Annotated in this window: 16 protein-coding genes and 4 pseudogenes; 15 read left to right on the top strand and 5 right to left on the bottom strand. The window is 68.7% G+C overall.

Going from position 1 to position 26,780, the window contains the following annotated elements:
- The 5 genes and pseudogenes from IPG68_14285 to IPG68_14305 all read left to right on the top strand — a co-directional run.
- Nucleotides 1-144: hypothetical protein (locus IPG68_14285; protein MBK6764355.1), on the top strand; the 144-nt coding region annotated here is incomplete at its 5' end.
- A gap of 60 nt (nt 145-204) precedes the next feature.
- Nucleotides 205-837: an NADPH-dependent F420 reductase gene (gene npdG / locus IPG68_14290; GenBank protein ID MBK6764356.1), complete on the top strand. Its 633-nt coding sequence runs from the start codon at nt 205-207 to the stop codon at nt 835-837.
- A gap of 288 nt (nt 838-1,125) precedes the next feature.
- Nucleotides 1,126-1,344, top strand: coding sequence for a hypothetical protein (locus IPG68_14295; protein MBK6764357.1), 219 nt, complete (start codon nt 1,126-1,128; stop codon nt 1,342-1,344).
- Nucleotides 1,341-2,429, top strand: coding sequence for an IS3 family transposase (locus tag IPG68_14300; protein ID MBK6764358.1), 1,089 nt, complete (start codon nt 1,341-1,343; stop codon nt 2,427-2,429). Before IPG68_14295 ends, IPG68_14300 begins: the two co-directional genes overlap by 4 nt.
- A 1-nt stretch (nt 2,430) precedes the next feature.
- Nucleotides 2,431-3,434 (top strand): annotated as a pseudogene (locus IPG68_14305) (IS3 family transposase).
- 335 nt (nt 3,435-3,769) lie between these two features.
- Here IPG68_14305 and panB read toward each other — a convergent pair.
- A pseudogene (gene panB, locus IPG68_14310) lies at nt 3,770-4,596 on the bottom strand (3-methyl-2-oxobutanoate hydroxymethyltransferase).
- 149 nt (nt 4,597-4,745) lie between these two features.
- On the opposite strand from panB, the gene IPG68_14315 reads away from it, so the two are divergent.
- Nucleotides 4,746-6,395 carry an MFS transporter gene (locus tag IPG68_14315; protein MBK6764359.1) on the top strand — a complete coding sequence of 550 codons (1,650 nt, stop codon included), beginning with the start codon at nt 4,746-4,748 and terminating at the stop codon, nt 6,393-6,395.
- Nucleotides 6,392-6,988 (top strand): TetR/AcrR family transcriptional regulator, encoded by a 597-nt coding sequence (locus IPG68_14320; GenBank protein MBK6764360.1) that lies wholly within the window; start codon nt 6,392-6,394, stop codon nt 6,986-6,988. The genes IPG68_14315 and IPG68_14320 overlap by 4 nt, the downstream gene beginning before the upstream one ends.
- Here IPG68_14320 and IPG68_14325 read toward each other — a convergent pair.
- Complete coding sequence (locus IPG68_14325; protein ID MBK6764361.1) at nt 6,957-8,654, bottom strand: NAD+ synthase; 1,698 nt, start codon at nt 8,652-8,654, stop codon at nt 6,957-6,959. The genes IPG68_14320 and IPG68_14325 overlap by 32 nt on opposite strands.
- 92 nt (nt 8,655-8,746) lie before the next feature.
- Between IPG68_14325 and glnA the strand changes: the two are divergent.
- The 7 genes and pseudogenes from glnA (at nt 8,747) to IPG68_14360 (ending at nt 19,712) form a co-directional block, all read left to right on the top strand.
- Nucleotides 8,747-10,082: pseudogene (glnA, locus tag IPG68_14330) on the top strand (type I glutamate--ammonia ligase).
- Nucleotides 10,079-13,011, top strand: a pseudogene (locus IPG68_14335) (bifunctional [glutamine synthetase] adenylyltransferase/[glutamine synthetase]-adenylyl-L-tyrosine phosphorylase). Before glnA ends, IPG68_14335 begins: the two co-directional pseudogenes overlap by 4 nt.
- 32 nt (nt 13,012-13,043) lie before the next feature.
- Complete coding sequence (locus IPG68_14340) at nt 13,044-14,543, top strand: hypothetical protein (GenBank protein MBK6764362.1); 1,500 nt, start codon at nt 13,044-13,046, stop codon at nt 14,541-14,543.
- Nucleotides 14,544-14,585: 42 nt separating this feature from the next.
- Nucleotides 14,586-16,664, top strand: coding sequence for a cadmium-translocating P-type ATPase (gene cadA, locus IPG68_14345; GenBank protein MBK6764363.1), 2,079 nt, complete (start codon nt 14,586-14,588; stop codon nt 16,662-16,664).
- Nucleotides 16,665-16,815: 151 nt separating this feature from the next.
- Entirely contained in the window at nt 16,816-17,016 is a 201-nt protein-coding gene (locus IPG68_14350) for a hypothetical protein (protein ID MBK6764364.1), read from the top strand.
- A gap of 16 nt (nt 17,017-17,032) precedes the next feature.
- A complete protein-coding gene (locus IPG68_14355) occupies nt 17,033-18,796 on the top strand; it encodes a hypothetical protein (GenBank protein MBK6764365.1) in 1,764 nt (587 codons plus the stop codon).
- Between the two features lie 25 nt (nt 18,797-18,821).
- Nucleotides 18,822-19,712: a sterol desaturase family protein gene (locus IPG68_14360; GenBank protein MBK6764366.1), complete on the top strand. Its 891-nt coding sequence runs from the start codon at nt 18,822-18,824 to the stop codon at nt 19,710-19,712.
- 117 nt (nt 19,713-19,829) lie between these two features.
- Here the strand turns inward: IPG68_14360 and IPG68_14365 are convergent, their stop codons facing one another.
- Nucleotides 19,830-21,539, bottom strand: coding sequence for a type II/IV secretion system protein (locus IPG68_14365; GenBank protein MBK6764367.1), 1,710 nt, complete (start codon nt 21,537-21,539; stop codon nt 19,830-19,832).
- A 106-nt stretch (nt 21,540-21,645) separates the two neighbouring features.
- Here IPG68_14365 and IPG68_14370 point away from each other — a divergent pair, with 106 nt between their 5' ends.
- The gene (locus IPG68_14370; GenBank protein MBK6764368.1) at nt 21,646-23,412 is read left to right on the top strand and encodes an NAD-binding protein; all 1,767 of its coding nucleotides are present in this window, start codon (nt 21,646-21,648) and stop codon (nt 23,410-23,412) included.
- Here the strand turns inward: IPG68_14370 and IPG68_14375 are convergent, their stop codons facing one another.
- The gene (locus tag IPG68_14375; protein ID MBK6764369.1) at nt 23,413-25,014 is read right to left on the bottom strand and encodes an alpha/beta-hydrolase family protein; all 1,602 of its coding nucleotides are present in this window, start codon (nt 25,012-25,014) and stop codon (nt 23,413-23,415) included. It abuts the gene before it with no gap.
- Nucleotides 25,011-26,606: an amidohydrolase gene (locus IPG68_14380; protein MBK6764370.1), complete on the bottom strand. Its 1,596-nt coding sequence runs from the start codon at nt 26,604-26,606 to the stop codon at nt 25,011-25,013. The genes IPG68_14375 and IPG68_14380 overlap by 4 nt, the downstream gene beginning before the upstream one ends.
- Between the last annotated feature and the right edge of the window lie 174 nt (nt 26,607-26,780).

Raw genomic sequence — 26,780 nt, forward strand, 5'->3', positions numbered from 1 at the left:
TCCGAACGCCTCGGTCCGTACGAGTCCGAGGACCAGGCCTCGCACGCGTTCGAGATCGCCCGCAAGCGCAACGAGGACTACGACGCGGCCGAGAAGGACTGGGGCCGGCACCCGGACACCGGGCTCGGTAAGGACGCCGACTGATCCGAGGGTTCCCCGGATCCGCAGCGGGGCCCGCCACCGGCCTTTGACACACTGGCGGCCATGACGACGATCGCGGTGCTCGGTGGCACCGGACCTCAGGGCAAAGGTTTGGCGGCACGCTGGGCGAAATCCGGATTCGATGTGGTGCTCGGCTCCCGGGACCCACAACGGGCACAGGCCGTGGCCGCGGAGATCGGAGTGCGGGGCGCGGGGAACCGCGACGCCGCCGAACAGGGTGACGTCGTGGTGGTGGCGGTCCCGTACGAGGGACACGCGGCCATCGTCGAAGAGGTGGCCGACGCCGTTGCCGGCAAGGTGCTCGTCGACTGCGTCAACCCGCTGGGGTTCGACAAGCAAGGGGCCTTCGGGCTGCCCGTGCCGGAAGGCTCGGCAGCCCAGCAGGCGGCCGTTGTGGCACCGCAGGCGCGGGTGGTTGCGGCGTTCCATCACGTGAGTGCTGTCCTGCTCGCCGATCTCGACCACGAGTTGGACATCGACGTCATGGTCCTGGGCGACGACCGCGAGGCAGTCGACGAGGTCATCGCGCTGGCCGACAGCATCCCGGGGATGCGTGGGGTGTTCGCCGGCCGGTTGCGCAACGCGGCTCAGGTGGAAGCGCTGACCGCGAACCTCATCTCGATCAACCGGCGGTACAAGGTGCACGCGGGTGTGCGGATCACCGATCTGCCCTGAGGATTTGGGTCGCCCCCGCCGCCGGTACACGGGCGTTGGATGAGCTCCCTACCTGTCAGTCTGACTGTGAGTCGGTCGTCACCTGATTGGAGATGATCGAGGATGTCAGTTCATGGTTTGACTGTTGAGCAGCGCCGGGAGCATGTGTTTGCGTATTTGGAGACTCCGTATGGGGTCAAGGGCCGGTATCTGGCTGAGCATGGGATCAGTGCGTATCAGATCCGGCAGTGGCGTTCCCAGATGTACTCCGGGACGCTGGAGACGGGGTTGGTGCCTCGGGGAGTGTGGATGAACGATTCGAATGTCAACCGCGAGGTGGTGCGGTTACGCGAGGAACTCGAGGCGCTGCGCGCGCGCATGGCGGCCCGCGAGGCCGAGCATGAGGAGGCGCTGACCGCGAAACAAGCGCAGATCGACGCGGCGGGGCGGGTGGCTGAGGCGTTGGGAAAAGCTATCGCGCTCTTGCACGCCGGGAACGAGAGCGCGGACAGTACCACCGGAGATTGACCGAGCAGCAGGCCGCGGATCTGGCCGGGTTCTACGACGCGGAGGCTGAGCTGGTCGCGGCCATCCGTGCGGCGGGCTGGTCGCAGACCAGGGCGTTGAAGCTGATCGGGTTAGCGGCCTCGACGTGGCATTACCGCCACCGGCCACGACCGGTGTCGCGGTGTGTGGTGGCCCATACCGAGCGGCGCTGCGACACCTGGCTGACCGAGGCCGAGACCGCGGCGATCATCGGCAAGTTGAACGCTGCCTTCGAGGCCAAGAAGTCGGTGTACCAGGCCTACTACGAGGCGCTGGACGCCGGACAGCCGGTGGCCTCACTGAAGTCGTGGTACCGGATCGCCAACACCTACCTGCCCGCGTGCCGGCCGCTGCGACGTACCCGTAAGCGCCGGTGCACCGCGATGCCGCAGTGGGAGGCCTTCACCCCGATGCAGGTGTGGTCGTGGGACATCACCATGCTTCCCGGGCCCTACCGGGGGATCAACTACTGCCTGTACGCGGTGATCGATGTGTTCTCCCGCAAGATCGTGGCCTGGCGGGTCGAGCAGGCCGAGGTCGATGACCTGGCCGCGGACATGTTCGGCGAGGCGTTGCAGGAAGGGCCACGGCCCTTCCTGCTGCACTCCGACAGAGGTGCATCGATGACCTCGAAAGCCGTGGCCAAGACGATGGGCGAACTCGGTGTTGCCCTGAGCCGTAACCGGCCGCGGGTCTCCAACGACAACCCGTTCTCCGAGGCCTGGTTCAAGACCGCGAAATACCGGGCCGGATACCCGCGGCACTTCCACGACATCGACCACGCCCGGGCCTGGGCCGCAGAACTGATCGACTGGTACAACAACCAGCACCGGCATTCATCCCTGGCCGGGCACACCCCAGCCAGCGTCCACGACGGAAGCTGGACCCTGATCCATCACCAGCGCCAAGCTGTCCTCGACCAGCTCTACCTGGCCAACCCCAGCCGCTACCGCACGCCCCCACAAGCCCTGACCCCCATGGCCCGCGTGGCCCTGAACCAGCAACAACCCGCAGTGGGGTGTACCAAGGATTCCGGACAGGGTCCCCACTTAGGAGAGGATGCCTAGCATGTCCGGAAATCGTCGTAAGTTCAGTGCGCAGTTCAAGGCCGAGGCGGTGCAGTTGGTGCTGCAGTCCGGTGACCCGATCAAAAAAAGCAGCGGCCTTCTTCGCCCAGACGCACCAGTAGCAGACCGCTGCCTGGTGATCGAAGCGGAGAAGGCGACCTATCCGATCACGATGATGTGCCAGCTGCTGGACGTGCCCCGCTCCAGCTACTACGACTGGGCCGGCCGGGCCGACACCGTGACCGCCACCGCGGCCCGGCACGCGGCGCTGACCGAGGCGGTGAGGTCAGTGTTCGACGAGTACCGGCAGACCTACGGCTGCCGGCGGATCGCACACGTGCTGAACACCGAACACGGCCTGCCGGTCAGTGTCGGCACGGTCGCGGACATCATGCGCGACCAGCGCCTGGTCGCCGTGCAGCCGCGGGCCTACAAGACCACCACCGTGGCCGACACCGACGCCGAATACCCCACGGATGCGATCGGCCGGGACTTCACCGCCGAGGCCCCCGGGGCCCGGCTGGTCGGCGACATCACCTACCTGCGCACCGGGCAGGGCTGGCTGTACCTGGCCACCGTGATCGACCTGTGCACCCGGATGGTGGTGGGCTGGGCGATCGCCGACCACATGCGCACCAATCTGGTCTGCCAGGCCCTGCGCATGGCCCACAACGACGGCTACCTGGTCCCCCGGGGCGGTGTTCCACTCCGACCGGGACCCAGTACACCTCCGACGAATTCGCCCGCTGCTGCACCACCCTCGGCGTCGCGCAGCATGGGACGCACCGGTCAATGCTAGGACAACGCCGCCGCCGAATCTGGTTCGCCACGTTGAAGAACGAGATGTACCACCGGTACTGGTTCCCCACCCACGCCCGTGCCCGGCATGCCGTGGCCGAGTACATCGAGGTGTTCTACAACCGCAAACGACACCACTCCACCCTGGCCTACCGCACCCCGTGGCAAGCCTGGAACAACCACCGCGCTGCCCGGCCGGCAGCATGATCAAGAACTACAAGCCGTGTCCGAGATTCTTGACACACCCCACAGACCGACTCCAACCAGGTTGACAGGTTCCGGCTCGTGCAGTTGGTTGACGCTCGTCGCGCGCTGAACCTCAACCAACTGCCCGAACGTCAACCAACTGCCCGAACGTCAACCAACTGCGTGCAGCGCCAGTGTTCATCTCGATCAACCGGCGGTACAAGGTGCACGCGGGTGTGCGGATCACCGATCTGCCGCGCTGCACGGGCGTTGGATGGGGCTCGTGCAGTTGGTTGACGCTCGTCGCGCGCTGAACCTCAACCAACTGCCCGAGCCCCAACCAACCCGACAGGGTGTCAGTGGTACTCGTGCTCCGGCGCCGGATACGTCCCGGCCACGACCTCGCCCGCCCACGTCTGCACGGCGCCGGTCAGCACTGACCGCAGATCCGCGTACTGCTTGACGAACTTCGGTGGCCTGCCCGGGTGAGCCCGGCCATGTCCTGCCACACCAGTACCTGGGCATCGGTGTGCGGGCCCGCGCCGATGCCGATGGTGGGGATGGAGACCGCCCGGGTCGCTGCCTCGGCCAGGTCAGCCGGCACGACCTCCAGAACCGCGGCGAAGGCGCCGGCCTGCTCCATGTGTTTGGCGTCGAGGATCAGCCGCTGCCCTGCCTCACCGCGCCCCTGTACCTTGTAGCCGCCGAGCTGGTGCACCGACTGCGGCGTGAGCCCGAGGTGTGCCATGACCGGGATGCCGGCGCTGGTGAGGAACTCCACGTGGGGGAGGACGCGTTCGCCACCCTCGAGTTTGACGGCGTGGGCGCCGGTCTCCTTCATGAAGCGGGTGGCCGTGGCCAGCGCCTGCTGCGGGGACTCCTGATAGGAGCCGAACGGCAGGTCCGCCACCACCATCGCGCGCTTCGAACCGCGCACGACCGCCGCCACCAGGGGAATGAGGTCGTCGACCGTGACCGGGATGGTCGAGTCATGGCCGTAGACGACCATCGCCGCGGAGTCGCCGACCAGCATCACAGGGATCCCGGCAGCGTCGAACAGACCTGCGGTGAGGGCGTCGTAGGCGGTGATCATCGGCCACTTCTCCCCGCGCTCCTTGGCGGCGGCGAGGTCCTTGGTCGTCACGCGACGACCAGTGGCGGGGCCGTAGAGGGATTCGGACATGAGGGTTACCTCCAGCCTCGAGGCTCACGGTGAGTCCCCGGACGCCTTCATGGTGCCACATCAGGCCGAGGTAGGTGAAGAGGCAACGGGTTGTGATTTTCGGAGGAATCCGTAGGATACGGAACTGTTCCGTTTCGAAAGGCGCCCCCATGGACAAGCCCACTGGGCATCCCCGTCGTTGGCAGATCCTCGCGGTCCTGGTCACGAGCCTGCTGGTGGTGGTCCTCGACAACACCGTGCTGAATGTGGCCATCAAGACCATCCAGGAGGATCTCGGCGCAACCCAGAACGAGATCGTCTGGGCCATCAACTCGTACACCTTGGTCTTCGCGGCCCTGCTGTTCACCTGGGGCGTACTCGGTGATCGCTACGGCCGCAAGAGAATCCTGGTCATCGGCCTGCTGCTGTTCGGTCTGGCGTCCGCGCTGAGCGCATTCGCCTCGGACCCCACGCAGTTGATCGTCGCCCGCGGGTTGATGGGTATCGGCGGCGCATCGGTACTGCCGGTGACACTTGCGATCATCACCGTGGTCTTTCCGCCGCACGAGCGCGGCCGGGCCATCGGTCTGTGGGCTGCGTCTGTGGGGGGTGCGGTGGCGATCGGGCCGCTGCTGGGAGGGTTCCTGCTCGAGCACTACTGGTGGGGCTCGGTGTTCCTCATCAACGTCCCGATCGTGATCATCGGCGTCATCGGAATCCTCGCGCTGGTGCCCGAGTCGAAGGACCCCAACCCGGGTCGCCTTGACCCGGTGGGCCTGGTCCTGAGCGTCACCGGCCTGCTGCTGCTCGTGTACGGGATCCAGCACGGCGGTGACACCCAGGAGTGGTTCAGCTGGGACGTCGGCGGGTGCATCGTCGCCGGGGTGGCGATCCTGGTCACATTCATCGTGCTGGAGGCGCGCAGCGACCATCCCTCGCTGGACATGTCGTTGTTCGGTATCCGCTCCTTCTCTGCCTCGCTCACCACGGTCTCCCTGACGTTCGCGGCGATGACCGGATCGCTGCTGTTCCTGGCGTTCTACATGCAGTTGGTACGCGGGTACAGCCCGCTGCAGGACGGTGCGTTCACCCTGCCCGTGGCTGTGGGCCAACTGCTGGCCGCCCCCCGCAGCGCCAAGATGGTGGAACGATTCGGTGCCCGCCGGGTCATCACGTTCGGGCTGACGCTGGCGGGGCTGGTGTTCGCCTCGTTCGTCCTGCTACAACCGCAGACCCCCGCGTGGGTGCTGCTGGTCACGTGGTTCTTCCTCGGTTTCGGGCTCGGCAACGTGATCGCTCCGTCCACGACCCGGATGACCCTTGCGACCCCGCCGGAGAAGGCAGGGGCCGGATCTGCCGTGCAGAACACAGTGCGGCAGGTCTCTGCGGCCATCGGAGTGGCCGTGCTGTCGTCGCTGGTCGCCGTCGTGTACAGCAACGCGATGACCAGCACCGCCGGGATCTCAGACCTGCCCGCGCAACTGCAGACGCCGGTCACCGATTCCATCGGCGGTGCCTACGAGGCCACCAGCCGGGCGGTCGGCGCCGGTGTGCTGCAACCCGAGCAGGCCGCGGCCATCCAGTCCGCCGCCGTGGACAGTTTCATGCAGGCCTTCCACCTGGCCGCGCTGGGCTCGGCGCTACTCATCGTCATCGCGTTGATCGTGCTGCTGCTGCGACTGCCCGCACAGCCGGAGCATGCCGCCTGGGGCGGGCACGCCGGCCACGTCGACGTGGACCAGGAGTTGTCCCCGGACCAGTTCGAGGGGGAGTCCGAGGATGGCGAGCACGAGCAGGCACCGACCGGGGAGCAGCGGTGACGCCGGCGCAGGTCGGACGGCCGCGGGATCCCCGTGTCGACGAGGCGCTGACCACGCACCTGGTGGACCTGCTCGCCGAGCGCGGCCCCGACGGGTTCTCCGTCGACGAGCTCGCGGAGCGTTCTGGAGTCGGCAAAGCCGCGATCTACCGCCGGTACCGTTCCCGCGCCGAGTTGGTCGCAGCGGGTTTCGAGGCCGTCAACGAGAGCATGCCCGACGTGTCCGGCCTGCCGGTGCGCGAGGCTCTCGTCCGGCTGCTCGACTGGGTCTCCGGTGCGCATGCGGCGGGTCTGACACCCACCTGGCTGGTGGCGATGCAGCAGATGCCCACTCTGCGTGAGAAGTACATGACCCAGGTCGTCGAGCCGCGGCGCGACGCCTTGCGCGCGGTTGTGGCACGGGGTCAGCAGGAGGGTCACCTGCGCAGGGACGTGGCGACCGACGTCATCGTGACCGCCCTGAGTGCCCCGGCAGTCCTGGTCGGCATGCACCGGGCGCGCGGGTATGGACCCGGGGAGGTCAGCATCGGTGATGTCGTCGACCTCATCCTGTCCGGGCTGCTCAGTCCAGAGGCTCGCGCCACCGGTTCGTGATGGGCAGGCGGCGGTCGCGGCCGAAGGCCCGGGAATTGATCTTCGGCCCCGGCGGGTACTGCCGGCGCTTCCACTCCGCTGCGTCGGTGAGGTGTACCACTCGCGACACCAGGGCCGGGTCGAAACCAGCCGCCACGAGTTCCGTCGCACCCATGTCCGACCCGACGTACGCCTCGAGCAGTGCGTCGAGCTCGTGGTAATCCGGCAAGGAGTCCGAGTCCAACTGGCCGGGGCGCAACTCCGCTGACGGGGGCTTCTCGATGCTGCGTTCCGGGATCGGACCCGGCCGGCCCTCCCGGACCGCCGACTCGTTGCGCCACCGTGCCATCTGCCACACCAGGGTCTTGGGTACGTCTTTGATGGGGGCGAAACCCCCGACTGCGTCGCCGTAGATCGTCGAATAGCCGACCGCCAGTTCGCTCTTGTTCCCCGTCGCGAGCACCAGCTGACCCTCGGAATTGCTGATCGCCATCAGGATGGCGCCGCGGACCCGCGCCTGGAGGTTCTCCGCCGCCAGGCCATCGAGGTGGAGGCTCTGCTGGTAGGCCGCCACCATGTCACTGATTGGAACGGTGCGCAGGTTCATGCCCGTGAGCGAAGCCGACTGGGCGGCATCGGCCAGGGAGTGTTCGGAGGAGTATTCGCTGGGCATCCGCACGCCGTACACGTTCTGGGCGCCGACCGCGTCGCACGCGATGGCGGCGACGAGCGCGCTGTCGATGCCACCGGACATGCCCAGCACCACCGACCGGAACCCGTTCTTGCGCACGTAGTCGCCCAGACCGGTCACCAGGGCGAGGTAGACCTCGCGGGCGTCGCTGAGGGGTTCGGCCACTGAGGGACCGGCGGTGTCGTCGTGTGCCCGCGAGGGCAGGCTGACGTCAGGGGGTGCCTCACCGTCGGGCAGATCCAGGTCCGTGACCAGGATGTGGTCGACGAACTGCGGAGCACGCGCGATCAACTCGCCCTGCGGTCCGACGACCAGCGAGTCGCCGTCGAATACCAGTTCGTCCTGGCCACCCCACATGTTCACGTAGGCCACGGTGCAGCCGAGATCCCGTGCCCGGCGTGCACAGAGGCCGAGTCGCACGTCGTCCTTGTTCCGCTCGTACGGGCTGCCGTTGAGGACCAGCAGCATCCCCGGCGGGTCGTCGGCCAGTTGGGTCAGCGGCCCGGCACTGACCCAGATGTCCTCGCAGACGGCCACCGCCACATCCGCGCCCCCGATGCGCAACCGCAACGGCTGCTGCCCGGGCCGGAAGTAACGCTGTTCGTCGAAGACGCCGTAGTTGGGCAGGTGGTGTTTGGCGTAGTCGGCGACCACCAGGCCGCCGTGGAGGACCGCCGCGGCGTTGTAACCGCGGTGATCCGTCGCGTCGGCCGGTGGCGGGGCCAGGTGGCCGACGACCACGGCGACGTCCCCGAGGCCGGCCGCCTCCAGATCGTTGGCCAGCGTCTGCACGGAGCGGTCGCAGGCACGCTGGAAACTCCGCCGCAAGGCGAGGTCCTCCACGGGGTAGCCGGTGAGCATCATCTCGGGGAAGGCGACCAGATCCGCCCCGGCGGCGGCCGCCTGTGCGGTCGACTCCACCACCAGCGCCCGGTTGCCGAGAAGATCCCCGACCGTGGGGTTGACCTGTGCCAGCGCGATCCGGATCCGAGCCATGCCCCCAGTCTGGCAAAGGACCCCGGTCGGAGGACTGGCCGCACGAGGATCACGGTCGTCGCCGAGGGCGACCCATACGGCAGGATGGGGCCATGGACAAGCAGACCGAGTACGTGCTGCGCACGATCGAGGAGCGCGACATCCGGTTCGTGCGCCTGTGGTTCACCGACGTGCTGGGCATCCTGAAGTCGGTGTCGATCGCTCCGGCGGAGTTGGAGGGGGCTTTCGCCGAGGGGCTGGGCTTCGATGGCTCGGCGATCGAGGGGTTCTCACGGGTCACCGAGTCCGACATGCTCGCCAAGCCGGACCCATCGAGTTTCCAGATCCTCCCCTGGCGCGGTGACGACATGCCGGTCGCGCGGCTGTTCTGCGACATCCTCCTGCCCGACGGGTCGCCGTCGTACGCGGATCCGCGGTGGGTGCTCAAGCGCCAACTCGCCAGGGCTGCTCAGCAGGGCTTCACGTTCTGGCACCCACCCGGAGATCGAGTTCTTCCTGTTCAACGAGCAGGCCGGGCCGACCGGCGAGCCCGTCCCGATGGACAACGTGGGTTACTTCGACCACAGCCCGCGCCCGGCCGGCCAGGACTTCCGGCGCACGACCATCTCCACGCTCGAGCACATGGGCATCTCCGTGGAGTTCTCCCACCACGAGGGCGGCCCGGGTCAGCAGGAGATCGACCTGCGGTACGCCGACGCCCTGACCACCGCGGACAACATCATGACGTTCCGCCTCGTGGTCAAGGAGGTGGCGCTCGAGCACGGTGTGGTTGCCTCCTTCATGCCCAAGCCGTACACCGATCACCCCGGCTCGGGCATGCACACCCACGTGAGCCTGTTCGAGGGCGACGCGAACGCCTTCTTCGAGCCGGGTGCCGACCTGCAGTTGTCGGTGATCGCGCGGCAGTTCATCGCCGGGCTGCTCACGCACGCCCCGGAGATCACCGCGGTGACCAACCAGTGGATCAACTCCTACAAGCGCCTGGCCGGTGGCATGGAGGCTCCCAGCTACATCTGCTGGGGGCACAACAACCGTTCGGCACTGATCCGGATCCCGATGTACAAGCCGGCCAAGGGGCAGTCGACCCGCATCGAGTTCCGCTCGCTGGACAGCGCTGCGAACCCCTACCTGGCCTACGCGGTGATCCTCGCAGCGGGACTGAAGGGCATCGAGGAGAAGTACGAACTGCCCGCGGCCACAGAGGACGACGTTTGGTCGCTCACCGACGGCGAGCGGCGGGCCCTGGGCCTGCAGCCGCTGCCGGGCAGCCTGGAGCAGGCCATCGTGGCCATGGAGGGGTCGGAACTGGTCGCCGAGACCCTCGGCGAGCACGTGTTCGACTTCTTCCTGCGCAACAAGAAGGCGGAGTGGGCCGAGTACAAGAAGCACGTGACCCAGTTCGAACTGGACCGGTACTTGTCGCTATGAGTCCCCGGCAGGCGAGTCTGCAGACCGATCTGGTCCGCACCGGCTTCGTCGATGCCAAGAACGCCGGCGCACGGATCCAGGACCTCGTGGACGGTGCCCTGGCCGGCCTGCTCGACCCCGGTGACTTCGGGGTGGCCGCCGACCCCGACCGGGCCCTGCAGATGCTCACGGACCTGACCAGCGACAATCCGGACGGTGTCCGCCACGTGCTCGGCGACCCGGGGCACAAGGCGAGGTTGCTGTCCCTGCTCGGGCTGTCGGAGAGCCTGGGGGATTTCCTGCGGCGCTACCCCGAGTACGTGGTGGCGGTGACCGATGACTCGACGCAGGGCGCCCGTGGCCGAATCCTCGCCGCGCTGGCTGCGGAGAACCCCATGCTCGGCCTGCGCGTGGCGTATCGCCGGGAGCTGGTGGGGGTCGCGGCGCGGGATCTGTGCGGTGAGGCCTCCCTGGAGACCACCATGACCCAACTGACGGACCTGGCCGATGCGGCTCTGCAGGGGTGCTACGAGTTGGCCGTCCGGGAGGTTGGGGAGGCCGCCGCGGCGGTCGACCTCGCGGTCATCGCGATGGGCAAGTGTGGCGCCCGCGAACTGAACTACATCTCGGACGTGGACGTGGTGTTCGTGGCCGAACCGCGCACACCGGAGGTTCCGGCCCAGGTCGCGCTGCGCGCCGGGCAGCAGATCGCCAGCAGGTTGATGCAGATCGCCAACGCCGCCACCTCGGAGGGCTCGATCTGGGAGGTGGACGCCGCGCTGCGCCCGGAGGGGAAGGCCGGGGCGCTGGTCCGCACCATCGACTCCTACGTCGCGTACTACCGCAAGTGGGCCAAGACCTGGGAGTTCCAGGCACTGCTGAAGGCGCGGCCGGCAGCAGGCAACCTCGACCTGGGCGCCCGCTACGTGGATTCCGTGGTCGACTTCGTATGGACCGCGGCCGACCGCGAGAATTTCGTCGATGACGTGCAGGCCATGCGCCGACGGGTCGAGGCGCACATCCCCGAGAAGCAGGCCGCCCGGGAGATCAAACTGGGCCGCGGTGGTCTGCGCGACGTGGAGTTCGCGGTGCAACTCCTGCAACTGGTGCACGGCCGCAGCGATGTCACGCTGCGGTCACCGGCCACGTTCAGCGCCTTGGAGAGTCTGGCCACGTGGGGGTACGTGGCCCGGGTGGACGCCGCCGGGATGGCGAACGCCTATCGCTTCCTGCGCATCCTCGAGCACCGTGTCCAGTTGCGCCAGATGCGGCGCACCCACCTGTTCCCCGATCGGGAGCCGGAGTTGCGCATCGTCGCGCGCTCAATGGGCATGCGCACCCACCCGGCCGCGGAGATCGAGGCCGCCTTCGCCAAACAGGTCCGGCAGGTCCGCAGGCTGCATGAGAAGTTGTTCTACCGGCCGCTGCTCAACGCCGTGGCCCGTCTGGATCCCGGAGAGGCGCGGTTGACGCCGGAAGCCGCTGAGGAGCGCCTGCGGGCGCTGGGTTACCAGGATCCGCGCGGTGCGCTTCGTCACCTTGAGTCGCTGACCAACGGCGTGAGCCGACGCGCCGCGATCCAGCGGACGTTGTTGCCGGTGATGCTCGGGTGGTTCGCGGACTGCCCCGACCCGGATGCCGGGCTGCTGGGGTTCCGGCGGGTCTCCGATGCGCTGGGGTCGACCCCCTGGTATCTGCGGCTGCTGCGCGATGAGTCGCACACTGCCGAGCGGATGGCACACGTCATGGCCTCGTCACGCTACGCCACCGACCTGCTATTGCGGGCTCCGGAGGCGGTCCAGATCCTCGCCGACGACGAGCAACTCGCGCCGCGGCCTGCCGCCGATGTCGCCGCGGAGGCACTCACCGCCGGGCTGCGGCAGGCCGATCCGGAGGCGGCGCGATCGTCGCGATCCGGGCCACCCGGCGGCGCGAGCTGTTCCGGATCGCGGCTGCCGACCTGCTCTCCCTGCTCGACGTCGAGCAGGTGGGCCTGGCCCTGAGTGCCATCGCGGACGCGACGATCCAGGCGGCCCTGGCGGTGGCCACGCAGAGTGTTCGAGTCGATGATGTGCCGGCCGAGGACCTCGTGGAGTTCGTCGTCATCGGGATGGGTCGCTACGGGGGGCAGGAACTTGGGTACGGCTCGGATGCCGACGTCATGTTCGTATACCGCCCGCGTGACGGCGTCGACGAGTCGGTAGCCGCTGCCGCCGGCACCGGGGTCGCCACCGAGTTGCAGCGCCTGCTGTCGCTGCCGTCGGCCGACCCGCCGATCGACCTCGACGCCGACCTGCGCCCAGAGGGCCGCAACGGCCCAGTGGCGCGCTCACTGGCCTCGTATGCTGCTTACTACAACCGCTGGTCCGCGGCGTGGGAGGCGCAGGCCCTGCTCCGGGCGCGGCCCGTCGCCGGCTCACCGCCGCTGCAGGACGACTTCGTGGCGCTGATCGATCCCGTGCGCTACCCGGCCGGCGGAGTGCCGCAGAAGGACCTCGTCGAGATGCGGCGGCTGAAGGCCCGGATGGAAGCCGAGCGTCTGCCCCGCGGAGCCGATCCTGCGCTGCACCTGAAACTCGGCAGGGGCGGGCTGTCCGACGTGGAGTGGGTGGCGCAACTGCAGCAACTGCAGCACGCACATGAGCACGAGGAGCTGCGGACCACTCGGACGTTGCCCGCGCTCGAGCAGGCCACTCTGCTCGGCTTCATCGATGATGCGGACCGGGACCGGTTGACCGCGGCGTGGCGCCTGGCATCCTCGATCCGGGACGCCATCATGCTCAGTTCCGGGCGGGCCGGTGACTCGGTGCCCTCGGACTACCGGACCCTGGCTCGGGTGGCTTACCTGCTGTCCTATCCACCGGACGACGGGGGGGCGATGCCGGAGGACTACCGACGACTGACCCGCCGGGCGCGTCAGGTGATGGAGCGGCTGTTCTACGACATCTGATGGTTCGCTGTCCCGCACTACAGTGATCAGCCATGCAGATGGGCGTGAACTTCCCGGCCGCAAGCAGCGGCACCCGCAGCACGACGGCGACCGGTCGCGCGGTCATCGCGGACTCCCTGCGGGAGGTGAGCCCTGCTGCCGCGCGCCGGGTCGAGGCCATCAAGGACTGGCGGGGCGGCTACCTGTCGGCGATCCGGGAACTGGTGGTGGCCGCGGCGGCGAACCCGCAGGCGGCGGTCACGATCTCGCAGTCGGGACTCGACTCTCTGCACGACCGGTTCGTGTGGTCCGCCGACGGCAGCGACAGTCCGTTGCTGAGCACGTTGTCGGTCAGCAACCACCCCGGCATGGACACCTTCGAGGTGATCGGGCGCAATGACCGCCGAGGTCAGTTCTCCGTGCCGTACAAGGGCAAACGGCTGGCGGGTGGAGATCTGCACCGGCAGCTCGATGAGTGGGTGTCACGCGGCGTCGCAGAGCCGTCGTTCGCCGATGCCGTGCGCGCGGTGATGGCCAACCCGCATTGGCTGGATCTGCGCGATCTGCAGTTGGCGCTGCTCGGTGCGGGTGCGGAGATGGGCCCGTTGCGGCAGTTGCTCGACTGGGGGGCCACGGTCTACGCCGTCGACCTTCCGCAGGCTGACCGCTGGAACGCGATCATGGCCATCGCCAAGCAGTCGGCCGGTCGGCTGGCGGTGCCGATCCCGCGCGGTTCGGTGAACCTGGACACCGCGTCGGATGCCAAGGTGGCCGGCCTGGCCGGCATCGACATGATCGAGCGGACCGACGCATTGCTGTCCTGGCTCAGGGACATCGACGGGCCGTTCATCCTGGGCAACTACGCATACGCCGACGGCGCTTCCCACGTGCGGGTGTCGATGGCGATCGACGCTGTGACCGTGGCGCTCTCCCGCAGCAACTCGGAGCTGTCCTTGGCCTTCCTGGCCACCCCCACCGATGTGTTCGCAGTCCCCGAGGACGCCGTGGCGATGGCCCGCGACCGATGGCGGCGCCGGCGTACCCGCCGTGTCCTGCAGGCGCCGTTGCAGTTGGCGAACCTCTTCGAGCCGGCCTACCGGGAGACCGTGATCGACGACACCGGAAGGGAAGTCGGGATCGCCGATTGCCTGGTGCCACAACAGGGGCCGAACTACGCGTTGGCCAAGCGACTGCAGCGATGGCGGGCGATCGTGGCGCGGGAGGCCGGTCGCCGGGTGTCGCTGAACGTCGCGCCGGCCACCCGCACCCGCTCGGTGGTGAAGAGCCGGGCCCTCGCGGCCGCGTATGCGGGAGCCGGTCAGTTCGGTGTCGAGGTGTTCTCCCCGGCCACGGCGAACACCCTCATGGCAGCGCTGCTCGTGCGTGACCTGCACGACCCGCAGTCGGCGTCGAACCCGCGGCGGGACTTGCGCAACCCCATGGACCTGTTCGCCGACGCGGCCAACCACGGCGGGCTGTGGCGTGCGGCTTACGAGCCGCGCTCGGTCCTGACTCTGGCGGCGGTGCTGGGCCTGTTCGTGCGCAACGCCTGAGGAGCGCCGGCGGAATACCGCACCCGGGTTGCGGCGTTGACCATGGTCGTGAGCAGCAGCGTCGATCTCGACCTCGAGGGCATGACGTGCGCATCATGTGCGGCGCGCATCGAGAAGAGGCTCAATGCGCTGCCCGGGGTGGCCGCGACGGTGAACTTCGCGACCCACTCGGCCCACGTGCAACTGCCGGCGGGAGTCGACGTCGACGACTGTGTCGCAGCCGTGGAGAAGGCCGGCTACGGTGCGTCGGCACACCATCCCGACTCCGAGCACGACCACACCGACCCCACACTGCTGCGCCGTCTGATCACCGCCGCCGTGCTGGCCGTGCCAGTCGTCGTGCTGTCCATGGCGATGCCGTCGATGACCGTGATGTGGTTGATCGCGGCCCTGGCCACGCCCGTGGTCTTCTGGGCGGCGTGGCCGTTCCACCGGGCGGCGTTCAAGGCCGCACGGCATGGGTCGACAACCATGGACACGCTCGTCAGCCTGGGGATCCTGGCCGCCTACGGCTGGTCAATCGTGGCCCTGTTCACCGGCGGGCACATCTACTTCGAGGTCGCCGTCACCGTCGCCACCTTCCTGCTGGCCGGGCGCTACGCCGAGGCCCGGGCCAAGGACCGCGCGGGGGAGGCTGTGACCGCACTGTTGAGGATGGGCGCGAAGGAGGCCACGGTGCTGCGGGACGGCGTCGAGGTCCTCGTGCCCGTCTCGCACCTGCGGGTGGGCGATGAGTTCGTCGTCCGGCCGGGAGAGAAGGTGGCCACCGATGCCGTCGTGGTCGCCGGTGACTCGTCGGTGGACAACGCCCTGATCACAGGTGAGTCCTTGCCCGTCGACGTCGGTCCGGGCGACCGGCTCATCGGTGCTGCGGTCAACCAGACCGGCCGGCTCATCGCGCGGGCCGAGCGCGTGGGTGCGGACACGGAGCTGGCGCAGATTGCGGCCGCGGTGGAGCGCGCGCAGACCGGCAAGGCGCCGGTGCAGCGCCTGGCCGACCGCGTGTCGTCGGTGTTCGTGCCCGTGGTGCTGGTGCTGTCGGTCCTCACCGCCTTCGGCTGGCTGGTCGCCGGAGGCAGCTGGACGGCTGCCTTCACCGCCGCGGTCGCCGTGCTCATCATCGCGTGCCCCTGTGCGCTCGGTCTGGCGACCCCCACGGCGATCCTCGTCGGCACCGGCAAGGGTGCGCAGTTGGGGATTCTCATCTCCGGGCCCGAGATCCTCGAGCGCACGCGCGCCATCGACACGGTGATCCTGGACAAGACCGGCACGCTCACGCAGGGACGCATCGAGGTGCAGATCTTGACGGAGGACCCGGACTTCGAACGACTCGTGGGCACAGTGGAGTCGGCCAGCGAGCACCCGGTGGGGCGCGCGATCGCCGCCGCCCTGCCAGCCCGCGGTCAGTTGCAGGGGTTCCAGGCGGTTCCGGGCCGGGGTGTGCGGGGTGTGGTTGACGGCGTGCAGGTGGTGGCCGGCACGTCGCGATGGATGCGCGAACTCGGCTATGACGTGACCGACGAGGCGGCCGTGTTCGCCGCCTGGGGCGGGACCCTCCGGGGGGAGGTGCTTGTCAGCGACACCCTGCGACCAACGAGCAGGCAGGCGGTAGCCGAACTTCACGCGTTGGGTCTGCGGACGGTGCTGCTGACCGGGGACACCCGCGCTGCCGCCCGCTCTGTCGCGGCTGAGGTGGGGATCGACGAGGTCGTATCCGAGGTGAAACCTCTGGACAAACAGCAGGCGGTGGCCGACCTGCAGGCGGGTGGGGCCCTCGTGGCGATGGTCGGTGACGGGGTCAATGATTCCGCGGCACTGGCCACAGCGGATCTGGGGATCTCCATGGGAGCCGGCGCCGACGTGGCCATCGCGGCCAGCGACATCACGCTGGTGCGCAACGACCCGCTGGCCGTCGTCGACGCCATCCGCTTGAGCCGGCAGACGCTGCGCACGATCAAGCAGAACCTCTTCTGGGCCTTTGCCTACAACAGCGCCGCCATCCCGTTGGCGATGTCCGGCCTGCTCACGCCCATGATCGCCGGGGCCGCGATGGCCTTCTCATCGGTGTTCGTGGTGCTGAACAGCCTGCGGCTGCGTGGTTTCCGCGGCGTCCAGGCCTGAACCCGGACGCCTCCCGCCGGCCGCCGGCCCCGGCGAATCCGCACGAATGCGCACTCGCCGAGTGTCAGCCACCGGCCCGGCGACAACGTCACATCGCCCCTTGTGGCCACACCTGCCACGATCAGGGCCGTGCGTCAATTACGCTCGCAGGATGGGAAAGTCCATCGGCATCGCCCTGCTCGTCGTCGCGGTCACGGCGCTGATCGTGTGGGCGCTGGGCCGCTTGCTGGACAGCGAGGTGCTCACCCAGCCGACCGTCGCCATGGGGGCGGGGCTCGGCGCGGGGTGTGGTTACCTGCTCACCCCCGGGGCACAAGCACGCTGGCGCGGCCGAAGCGGCAACCGGGACTGAAAGGGCGAGGACGACGATGATGAGGCGATGGGTGAGGGCGGCTGCGCTGCTGCCGGTCATCGCCTTGCTGCCGCTGCCGCCGGCCTCGGCGGAGGTGCCGGTCTCGGCGCCGATCCTCGTGGCGGCCAAGAAGCGCGCCGACAAAGGCACTCTGAAGGTTGTCGCCCAGGGCGTCCCCCAGGGACAATCGGCCAAGATCACCATCGCCGGCAAGAAGTACCGCAAGAAGCTGCCGCGGGCCGGCAAGTTGCGCAACCTGCGGCCGGGGACCTACCGCGTGTGGGCCGCCCCCATCGTCGCCGACGGTGGTACGGCCGCGGTACCGGATCTGCCCGTGAAGATACGCGTTCAGAAACGCAAGCGCGCGGTCCTGCGCCTGCAGTACTCATGGAACCCGAAGACCGACAGTTACCCGCCGAGCCCTGCGACCGGCGTGGGCGTGGTCGACCGCGGCCTGGACCACATCACCCTGCGATGGGTCAACGGTCAGGCCCCCGACCTGCAATCGGTGGCGATCCGGCGCAAGCAGGGCTCACTGCCGCCGTCGGGGCTCGAGGACGGCCGCGTCGTGCCAGGCGACCGGCTGGCGACGTCAGTGACGGATGACGGGCTGCGCTCGCACACGACGTACAGCTACAGCGTCTTCATGGTGGACGTCGCCGGTAACATCAGCAGGCCCGCCACGCTGACCACCCGGACCAAGGGGGTGGCCGCGCAGATCGTGGCAGGCATGCAGCACACCTGTGCCGTGCTCCAAGACGTGGACTCGAAGGGCGAGGTGGGTGGCAGCGCGCAGTCGACCGTCGCCGAGTGCTGGGGCGCCAACGAGCACGGTCAGGTCGGCGATGGCAGCACCACCGACGCGACCGAACCAGTGCTCGTGGACCTGCCCGACGTCGTGCAGGTCGCCGCGGGTGGTGACCACTCGTGTGCCCGCCAGCGGGGAGGCACTGTGCGGTGCTGGGGTCGCAATGACTCCGGGCAACTCGGGCGCGGCGACACCAGCGACGCGCTGGAACCGGTGTCTGTCGACATCCCCGACGCCGTCGACATCGCCACCGGCGTGAATCACACCTGCGCTGTGCTGACCTCTGGGGGGGTGAGGTGCTGGGGCGCCAACGAGCGGGGTCAACTCGGATCACCTCCTGCTGGGTTCGAGCCGATGCCGGTGACCGTCCCCGGCATCACGACCGCCGTGTCCGTCACGGCCGGCTACGCCCACACGTGTGTCACGCTGGCCAACGCGTCCGTGCGCTGCTGGGGCGCCAACGACAGCGGCCAACTGGGCAACAACACGAGAACCGATTCGTCGGTGCCGGTCCGGCCCACCACCGCAACGGTGAAGGCGGTGACCGCAGGTGTCTTCCACACCTGCGCTCTCATGGCCGACGGCTCGGTGTCGTGCTGGGGCGCCAACGACTACGGCCAGCTCGGTGATGCCACGACCACTGATCGCCTGACGCCCACCCCGTTGGCGCTGACCGGTGCGGTGTCGCTGAGTGCCGGCGCGTATCACACCTGCGCCGCCCAAAGCACCGGGGTGGTGCGGTGCTGGGGGCGCAACTCGGCCGGCCGGCTCGGCGATGGAACCGGGGTCGACCGGAGCAGCCCGACACGAGTCAGTGGTGTGACCAATGCACTCGCGGCTGTGGCCGGCGGCTACCACTCGTGCGCGGTCACGGCGTCCGGCAGTCTGTGCTGGGGGTCCAACAGTTCGGGGCAGTTGGGCAACGGGACACTGACGACGTCGTCGCGAGCGGTGCCGGTGTCCGGCCTTTAGGGGAGTGTGACGCGTGCTGGAGAACATGCCCGACCTGACGGTGGTCGCCATTCCGCTGTACATCCTCACGATGTCCCTGGAAGTGTTCCTCCACTGGCGCCGGCCGGAGGGTACTCAGCGCGGCTACGACACCCGCGACAGTCGTACATCGTTGATCATGGGGCTGGGCTCGCTGGTCGTGGGGGCGGCACTCGCGGGTGTCCAGTTGGCGTTCCTGACATTCTTCGCGCGGTTCGCCGTCCTGGATCTGGGTCAGGTCCTGGTGACAGGCTCGGCGCTCGCAGTGGCCGGGGCGTTCCTGGTGCTCTTCGTGCTCGACGACTTCTGCTACTACTGGTTCCATCGCGTGCATCACGAGTCGCGGTTCTTCTGGGCGGCGCACGTCACGCACCACTCCTCGCAGTACTTCAACCTCTCCACGGCCCTGCGGCAGTCCTGGACACCACTGACCTCGTGGATCTTCTACGTGCCGGTCATGGTCGTCGGTTTCACTCCGGCGCAGTGGGCGTTCATGCACTCGCTGAGCCTGCTGTTCCAGTACTGGATCCACACTGAGCGCATCGACCGCATGCCGCGCTGGTTCGAGTTCACGTTCAACACGCCGAGCCATCACCGCGTCCACCATGGCGCCAACCCGGAGTACCTGGACACGAACTACGGCGGCATCCTCATCGTCTTCGACCGCATCTTCGGCTCGTTCGTGCCCGAGCGGCGCGGCGTCGTGTACGGCCTCACGAAGAACATCTCGACCTACAACCCCGTGAAGGTCGCCTGGCAGGAGTTCGCCGCGATCGGGCGAGATGTGGTCGTGGCGCGGACCTGGCGACACCGGTGGCTGTACGTGTTCGGTTCACCGGGATGGTCCCCTGAGGCCGGAGGCGTCGCCCGGCCCGAGCAGGTCCGGGTCGACGCCTGACACCGGACCAGGGCCACGAGGGTGGAGAACCCACGTGTGGATTCTCCACCCTCATTCATGTTCTCCAACCTCGCGCTTCGCCCGGTCAGCGATCGGCCCCGCAGCAACTGCCAGGGCTCAGACCGCGCCCGACAGCAACACGCGCAGGAGCTCCTCCGCAGTGGTCTGACGCTGCGCGGCCACGTCCACCCCTGCCTCCATCAGGGTGCGCCACCCGGAGGTGCGGGCGGCTTGCGCCAGCGTCTCCTCGTTCCCGCCGGACATCAGCGCCGACCGGACCGCCTTGTTGACGGGGAGCAACTCGTACACGCCGGTGCGGCCCCGGTATCCCTGACCCTCGCACCGCTCACAGCCTCGGCCGACGATCATCGCGGTGGCCTGGGCATCGGTGAGACGTAGCCGCGCCCGGGTCTCGGCATCCGGCGCCTGTGGCTGTGCACAGTGCCGGCACGGCTTGCGGACCAGGCGCTGCGCGATGACGAGGTTCAAGGAGGACGCGATGAGGTACCGGGGGACACCCATGTCGACCAGGCGGATCACCGCCGAGGGGGCGTCGATGGTGTGCACCGTGGCCAGGACCAGGTGGCCGGTGAGTGCGGCTCGGATCGCCAGATCCGCGGTCACTTTGTCGCGGATCTCGCCCACCATGATGATGTCCGGGTCCTGCCGCAGGACCGCGCGCAGTCCCGCGGCGAACGTCATCCCCGCCTTTTCGTCGATCTGGACCTGGCTGACCCCGGGCAACTCGATCTCGACGGGTTCCTCGAGCGTGATGAGGTTGCGGTCCCCGGTCACCACCTCGTGGATCGCCGAGTACAAGGTGGTGGTCTTGCCCGATCCGGTGGGTCCGGTGATGAGGACCAGTCCTTGCGAACTACGCAGCGCGTGATGGACGATCTGCATGCCCTGGGGCGGGATGCCCAGGGCGCTGAGTGCGGGCAGTTCCCCGACGTCGGTGAGCAGCCGGATCACGACCTTCTCGCCGTGCAGAGTGGGCAGCGTCGACACCCGCACGTTGCGGTGCAGGCCGTCCAGCACGATCCGGGCCCGGCCGTCCTGGGGGATGCGCTTCTGCGCGATGTCGATGTTCGCGATGATCTTGACCCGGGAAGTCAGCGGCGACTGCCCCGACTTGGGCAGCGCCATGACCTTGCGCAACGATCCGTCGACGCGCATCCGGACCCGGACCTCGTCGGACATGGGCTCGATGTGGATGTCGCTGGCGCCCAGTCGGATGGCCATGCTCATGATCTGGTGCACGGTCGACACTGCGCCGGCGTCGGTGCTGGAGGTCTCCTCCTCGGCGACCACCGTGGTCGACTCAGTGTCGAAGCCCTCGAGGGCATCCACTGCGTTGGCCTCGCTCCACGTCGCAGCCAGCCGCCGCCGCACCTGGCTCTCCGGAGCCACCACGACCTCCACCCGCAGGCCCTTGTAGCGCCGCTGCAGGTGCAATCGGACGTCGTCGAGCCCTACCACGTCGACGGGGTCGGCGGCCGCGATGCGCAGCGTGTTCTCGTGGATCGACATCGGCAGCACCAGGGCCCGCTTGGAGACCACTTGGGGAATGGAACGGGCCAGTTGCGGGTCGATCTCCTCCTCGGACAGGTCGACGGCGCGTAGGCCGTGCGACTCCGCCAGGGCCGCGGCCAGCGTGACTTCGGTGACGCGTTCCTCAGCGAGCAGGATGCGCCCCAGCCGACGCCGGCGGCGAGGTGGTTCCTGTGTCTGCAGCGCCAAGCAGCGCTGTAGTTCAGCGGGGGTGATCGCCCCCCAATCGACCAGGATGTCCCCGAGTTTGCGACTCACCCACGCCTCCTCGTCCACCTGTTCTTCTCCGACGCTAGTCCTTGCACCGCACGGGTGCGCGCCGGAGCGGATGCCCGCCAATGGGCGCCAACCGCGTGCGCTGATCGGTATCGTGCGAACCGTCATGGACGGCTCTGATCCGCGGGAATGGCTCGGACACGTGATCGTGTGCGGGTTGCAGGGTCTTGGGGTGCGGGTGGTCGAACTGCTCCGTTCGGCGGGCATCCGGGTAGTGGTCGTGGGCAACTCCGCTGAGGACCACCATGTCCGGATGGTGCAGGCGCTCGCGGTGCCGAGGATCGACGGCAGCCCGCGCAACCCGCGCAGTCTGTGGGCCGCCGGGCTGGCCGGGGCGCTAGCGGTGGTGTGTGCCGAGGACGACGACTTGCGGTGCCTGGAGGCCGCTCTGCTCGTGCAGGAACTGGCACCCACCACCCGCGTGATCGTGCGGCAGTCGAACGCTGCGGTCGGCCGGGCCGTCACGTCGGCCATCAGCAAGGGTCTGGTGGTCAATCCGGCCGAGTTGGCCGCACCCACCTTCGTGGAGTCGGTGCTCGACCAGCGGGTCCACCGGATGCAGATCGGGGACGCCGCAGTTGTCGTGCGTGAGGTCGAGGTCACCGCCGACGGGCGTCTGCAGGATCTTCTGGGAGAACTCGCACCGATCCTGGTGATGCACGGCGATGGCCGCCAGGTGGTGTGCCCGAGCCGCGAGTACGCCGTGACTACCGGTGACCGGGTCGCGCTGGTGGGTGCGGCAAGTGAGTTGATGCATCTCACGGGGGTGCCGGCCCGGCCCCTGGGGCAGCCGGCGACACCGCACCGGCGCACGGAACACGTCGTGCAGGCATTGGCCCAGAACCTGTCCTACGGGGCCGGTCGCGCGATGCGGTGGACCGTGGGGATCTGGGCGGTGTGTGTGCTGGCGTTCGCGGCCCTGCTCACTGTGGGGTACGTCAGTTCCGGTGGCCAGGTGATGGACACCCTCGACGCCCTTTACTTCGCCGTGGAGACGATGGCCACCATCGGTTACGGGGATTTCTCCCTCGACGCCCAGCCCGCGTACCTACGGGTCGCGGCCATAGCCGTGATGATCGCCACTGTGGTGCTGCTCGCGGCCTTCTACGCGTTGGTCACTGAGTACCTGGTCAGCCGCCGGATCGCCGCCACGTTCGGGCTCGACCGGGTGACAGGCATGGTCGACCACGTCATCGTCGTGGGCCTCGGTTCGCTCGGGATCGCCGTGGTGGAGCGGTTGGTTCAACTCAAGCAACAGGTTGTGGTGGTGGAGCGCGATCAGAACAACCGCCACATCGGTCGGGCGCGGGCACTCGGGGTCCCGGTCCTCGCCCAGGACGCCACCCAGCCGGAGACACTCACGTCGGCGAACCTGCCGGCTGCGCTGGGCGTTGCGGTGCTGACCTCCGACGAGTACGCGAACATCGAGACGGGTCTGGCAGTGCGTGATGGTCTGGGCGACAGGGATCCGGAGGTGCCGGTGGTGATGCGGGTGTTCGACCGCAGGCTCGGCGGGATGCTGGAGGAGAGACTCCACTTCCATCACGTGCGCAGCGTGTCGGCGGTGTCGGCCCCGTGGTTTGTCGCCGCGGCCCTCGGCCTCGATGTCATCGCCACCTTCGCCGTCGACCAGGAGGCCTTCATCGCCGGCCGGCTGACCGTGCGCGCCGAGGGAGGTCTGGCCGGAGTGTCGATGCTGGACCTGCCCATGCGGGCACGGGTCATCGCGCTCTTCCGCGAGGGCGGCGGTCTGGAACACCTGCCGCGCAGCCAGACGACGTTGCAGGCCGGGGACGATGCCTACGTGGTGGGGCCGCCGGAGGATCTGTTGCTGCTGCTCATGCACAACCGTGCGGTGGCCGACGTGCGCTGATCAGCCGCCGAGGTGCTGGCGCAGGTCGGAAGTGTCGGCCGCGGACCAGCCGGCGGGGCGCAGGATGTCGGCCCATGCCGACACCGGGTCGGTGCCGTACACGTGGCCGTGCCCCGGTGGCACCCCCTGGCTGTTCATCAGGTCACCGGTGAGTCCCGCGAAGGTGATCACAGGCAGCCAGGGCCATGTCAGCACCCCGGGCCCGCGGGCCTCGGCGAGCCAATCGGGACGCGACCAGAGCAGCGACGGCGACCACCAGACCACGGGGTCCGAGGCGTTCTGCAGGTAGACCACCCGCGGGGCGACGAACGCCGTCGGCGGTGATCGCAGGTCGGCTTCGGTGCTGGCCCAGCGCAGGTGCGTGCCCCGGTCGAAGACCGGTAGACGCTCGGGGGTCCCGGCGGCACGCTCGTCGGTGTACCGCCGCCACAGGGCGGTGGCGTTGGGCGGCCCCTGGAACATCGCCCCGTCGGTGCGGGCCACCACATCGTCGAGATCACTGAACGCACCGCTGGCGCCGTACGCACCCAGGCTCTCCCCGAAGACCACCAGTCGCGGCCGGCGCGGTGCGGGGATCTCTTCGAGCCGTTCGCGCACAGCGCCGACGATGGCCACGGACTCGGTGACGGAGGTGGGTCGGTCGACCGCGAACGACAAGAAGCTGGGCAGGATCGAGTACTGCGTGGAGACCGTGGCCACGTCGCCGTTGAGCATGTACTCCAGCGGCACCACCTCGCCGGGATCGACCGTACCCGCCCCGGCGCTCGTGCCGATCGCGATGACGGAACGGTTGAATGCCCCGAACCGCTCGAGTTCTTCGACGGCAAGACCGGCGCGTTGCTCGGGGGTGTCGGCCGAATCGACTCCGACGAAGACACGGATCGGATCCTGCGCCGCAGCGCCTGAGAACGACATGAGTTCTGATGCGGGCGTCACCCCTGCGACGAATGCCCGGCCCTGCGAGCCGAGCGACTGCCAAGGGATCGCGGAGTCCGGTCCACCGGAGACGACCGGGCTGCTGGGAGGACCCACTCCCGCCGGCGTGCTCTGGTTCATCGACCGGAAGACCGGGGAGAGCGTGGTCACCAGCGTGGAGGGGAGCCGTTCGACGGCCACCGCACCCACGAGGACCGACACCGTCACAGCCGAAGTGGTCGCCACCCGTGGTGTGGCGAATCGTCGCAGACCCCGATCAAGCCGCCCGACCAGCCAGCGGACCCCTCGACCGGCCATCAGGAGCATGAGGAAGACGCCCAGCCCGATCAACCCCGCGATCCCCAGCCAGATGTTCCCAGGCGCGGGAACGCCGGTGAGTTCCGCCAGATCGGCCTGCCACCGTCTGCCCAGCAGAAGGGCCCCCGTCACGGTGGCGCTTCCCAGCAGCAGCGCCAGTTTGCGGGTGCGCTCGCCACTGCGCCAGTCGGGTCGGTGCCGCAGGCGCCGCAGGAGCCACCCGGTCAGGGCCCCGAGTCCGTAGCCGAGCGCAGCCAGGGTCCCTGCCAGCAGGCCTTGGATCAGGCTCGAACGCGGGATCAGGGACGGCACCACGCTCAACGCCGCCCCGGCCGCTGCCCCGGTCAGCCCAGCGAACGACAGGTTCATAGGTCCGAGTGAACGATCGTGCCGCGCGCGACGGTGAGCAGGATTGGCACCTGTGACAGGCCGTGTCCAGTGGCGATCCGGCCCTTGGTGATGTCCACGCCGAGCAAAGCGAGATCTGCTCGGCGGCCGACCTCCAACCGCGCTGCGTTCTCGTCGTGATTGAGGTACGCCGACCCCGCGGTGAAGGCATCGATGCCCGCCGCGACGGTGATGCACTCGCCGGGCAGGAAGGCCGGTTCATCGGGAGTGGTGGGATCGATGCGCGTCGCGCCGACCTCGATCTGGGCCAACGGATTGGCCGTCGACACCGACCAGTCGCTGCCCATCGCCAGTCGTCCGCCTGCGCGTGCCAGCGAGGCGAACGGGTACTGCAAGCGGGCACGTTCAGCGCCGAGGTACGGGATCGTGAGTTCGTCCATCTGCCCGTCGGCCGAGGCCCAGTACATCTGGCAGTTCGCCGTCACCCCCAATTCCGCGAATCGGGGCAGGTCCATCGGATGCACGAGTTGCAGATGGGCGATGTGATGACGATGGTCGTTCATCCCGTTGCGCGCATGCGCCGCTGCCACAGCATCGAGAGCCATGCGTACCGCACGGTCGCCGATGGCGTGCATGTGGACCTGGAACCCCGCGGCGTCGAGTGCGGTCACTGCGGCCTGCAACAGGTTCGGGTCGACGAAGGCGAGACCGCTGCTGTCCGTGTGGCCCCCACATCCGTCGCAGTACGGCTCCAACAGCGCGCCGGTGTAGTTCTCCAGCACCCCGTCGATCATGATCTTCACCGTTGTGGGGTGGAAGCCTGGCGCTGCCAACTCCCGCCGTGCGACGAGTTCCTCGATCTGATCGAGCCCGCGGTGGCGATCCCACCACAGGGCGCCGACCACCCGGCCAGTGAGCCGCCCCTCTTCAGCCAGCGAACGGTATGCGGCCTGTGTCGCCGGTGTGACCCACGCGTCCTGCCACCCGGTGATCCCCAGGGAGTGCAGATGCTGCTGACCGGTGAGGACCGCCTCCTGCCACTGGGTCTGGGACGGAGGTGGGACGACATGATCGTTCACCCAGTAGGCGACCCCTTCGTGCAGGGTGCCCGTGGGTTCACCGGTGTCGGGGTCGCGTTCGATGCGGCCGTCGGGTGGGTCTGGGGTGGCAGCGGTGATGCCCGCCGCGGCCAGGGCGCGGGAGTTCAGCCAGGCGCCGTGCAGGTCGCGGTTGAAGAGGAACACCGGACGGTCGGGGACAACGGCATCGAGGTCCTCCTTACGCGGCGTGCCGCCGGGGAACTGCGGCATGGACCATCCGCCCCCGGTGATCCAGCCGGCGCCGGGGTGCGCCCTCGCGTGATCGCCGATGATGCGTAGGTAATCGTCGCGGGTCTCTGCGTCGTGGAGCCAGACCCGCAGGCGGTTGAGCCCGCCGAACGGCGTGTGCACGTGCGCATCCTGGAAACCGGGGACGACGGTCATGCCGGTGGCGTCGATGACCTCGGTGTCGGGACCCACATCGGGTTCGACGAGCAGGGCCCCACCGATGCCGATGTCCCCGGGTCCGAGACCCCATCTGTGAGCGCCGGTGATGACGATGTCGGCGGGCATGGCTCTCAGTTAACCACCGGCCGACTGCACCCGGGTGCGGATGCGGTCGGCCCCACCGCCACCCAGGTCACCAAGGTGGCGAACACAGCGACTCCGAGGGCGTCACTGCCGATCACGTTCGTCGGCGTCGTGTCTCTTCGCGAGAAGATGGCAGGGCGAGTCAGGCTCCGTCGG

It is taken from the genome of Micrococcales bacterium, assembly GCA_016703125.1.
Classification (GTDB): Bacteria; Actinomycetota; Actinomycetes; order S36-B12; family UBA10799; genus JADKAV01.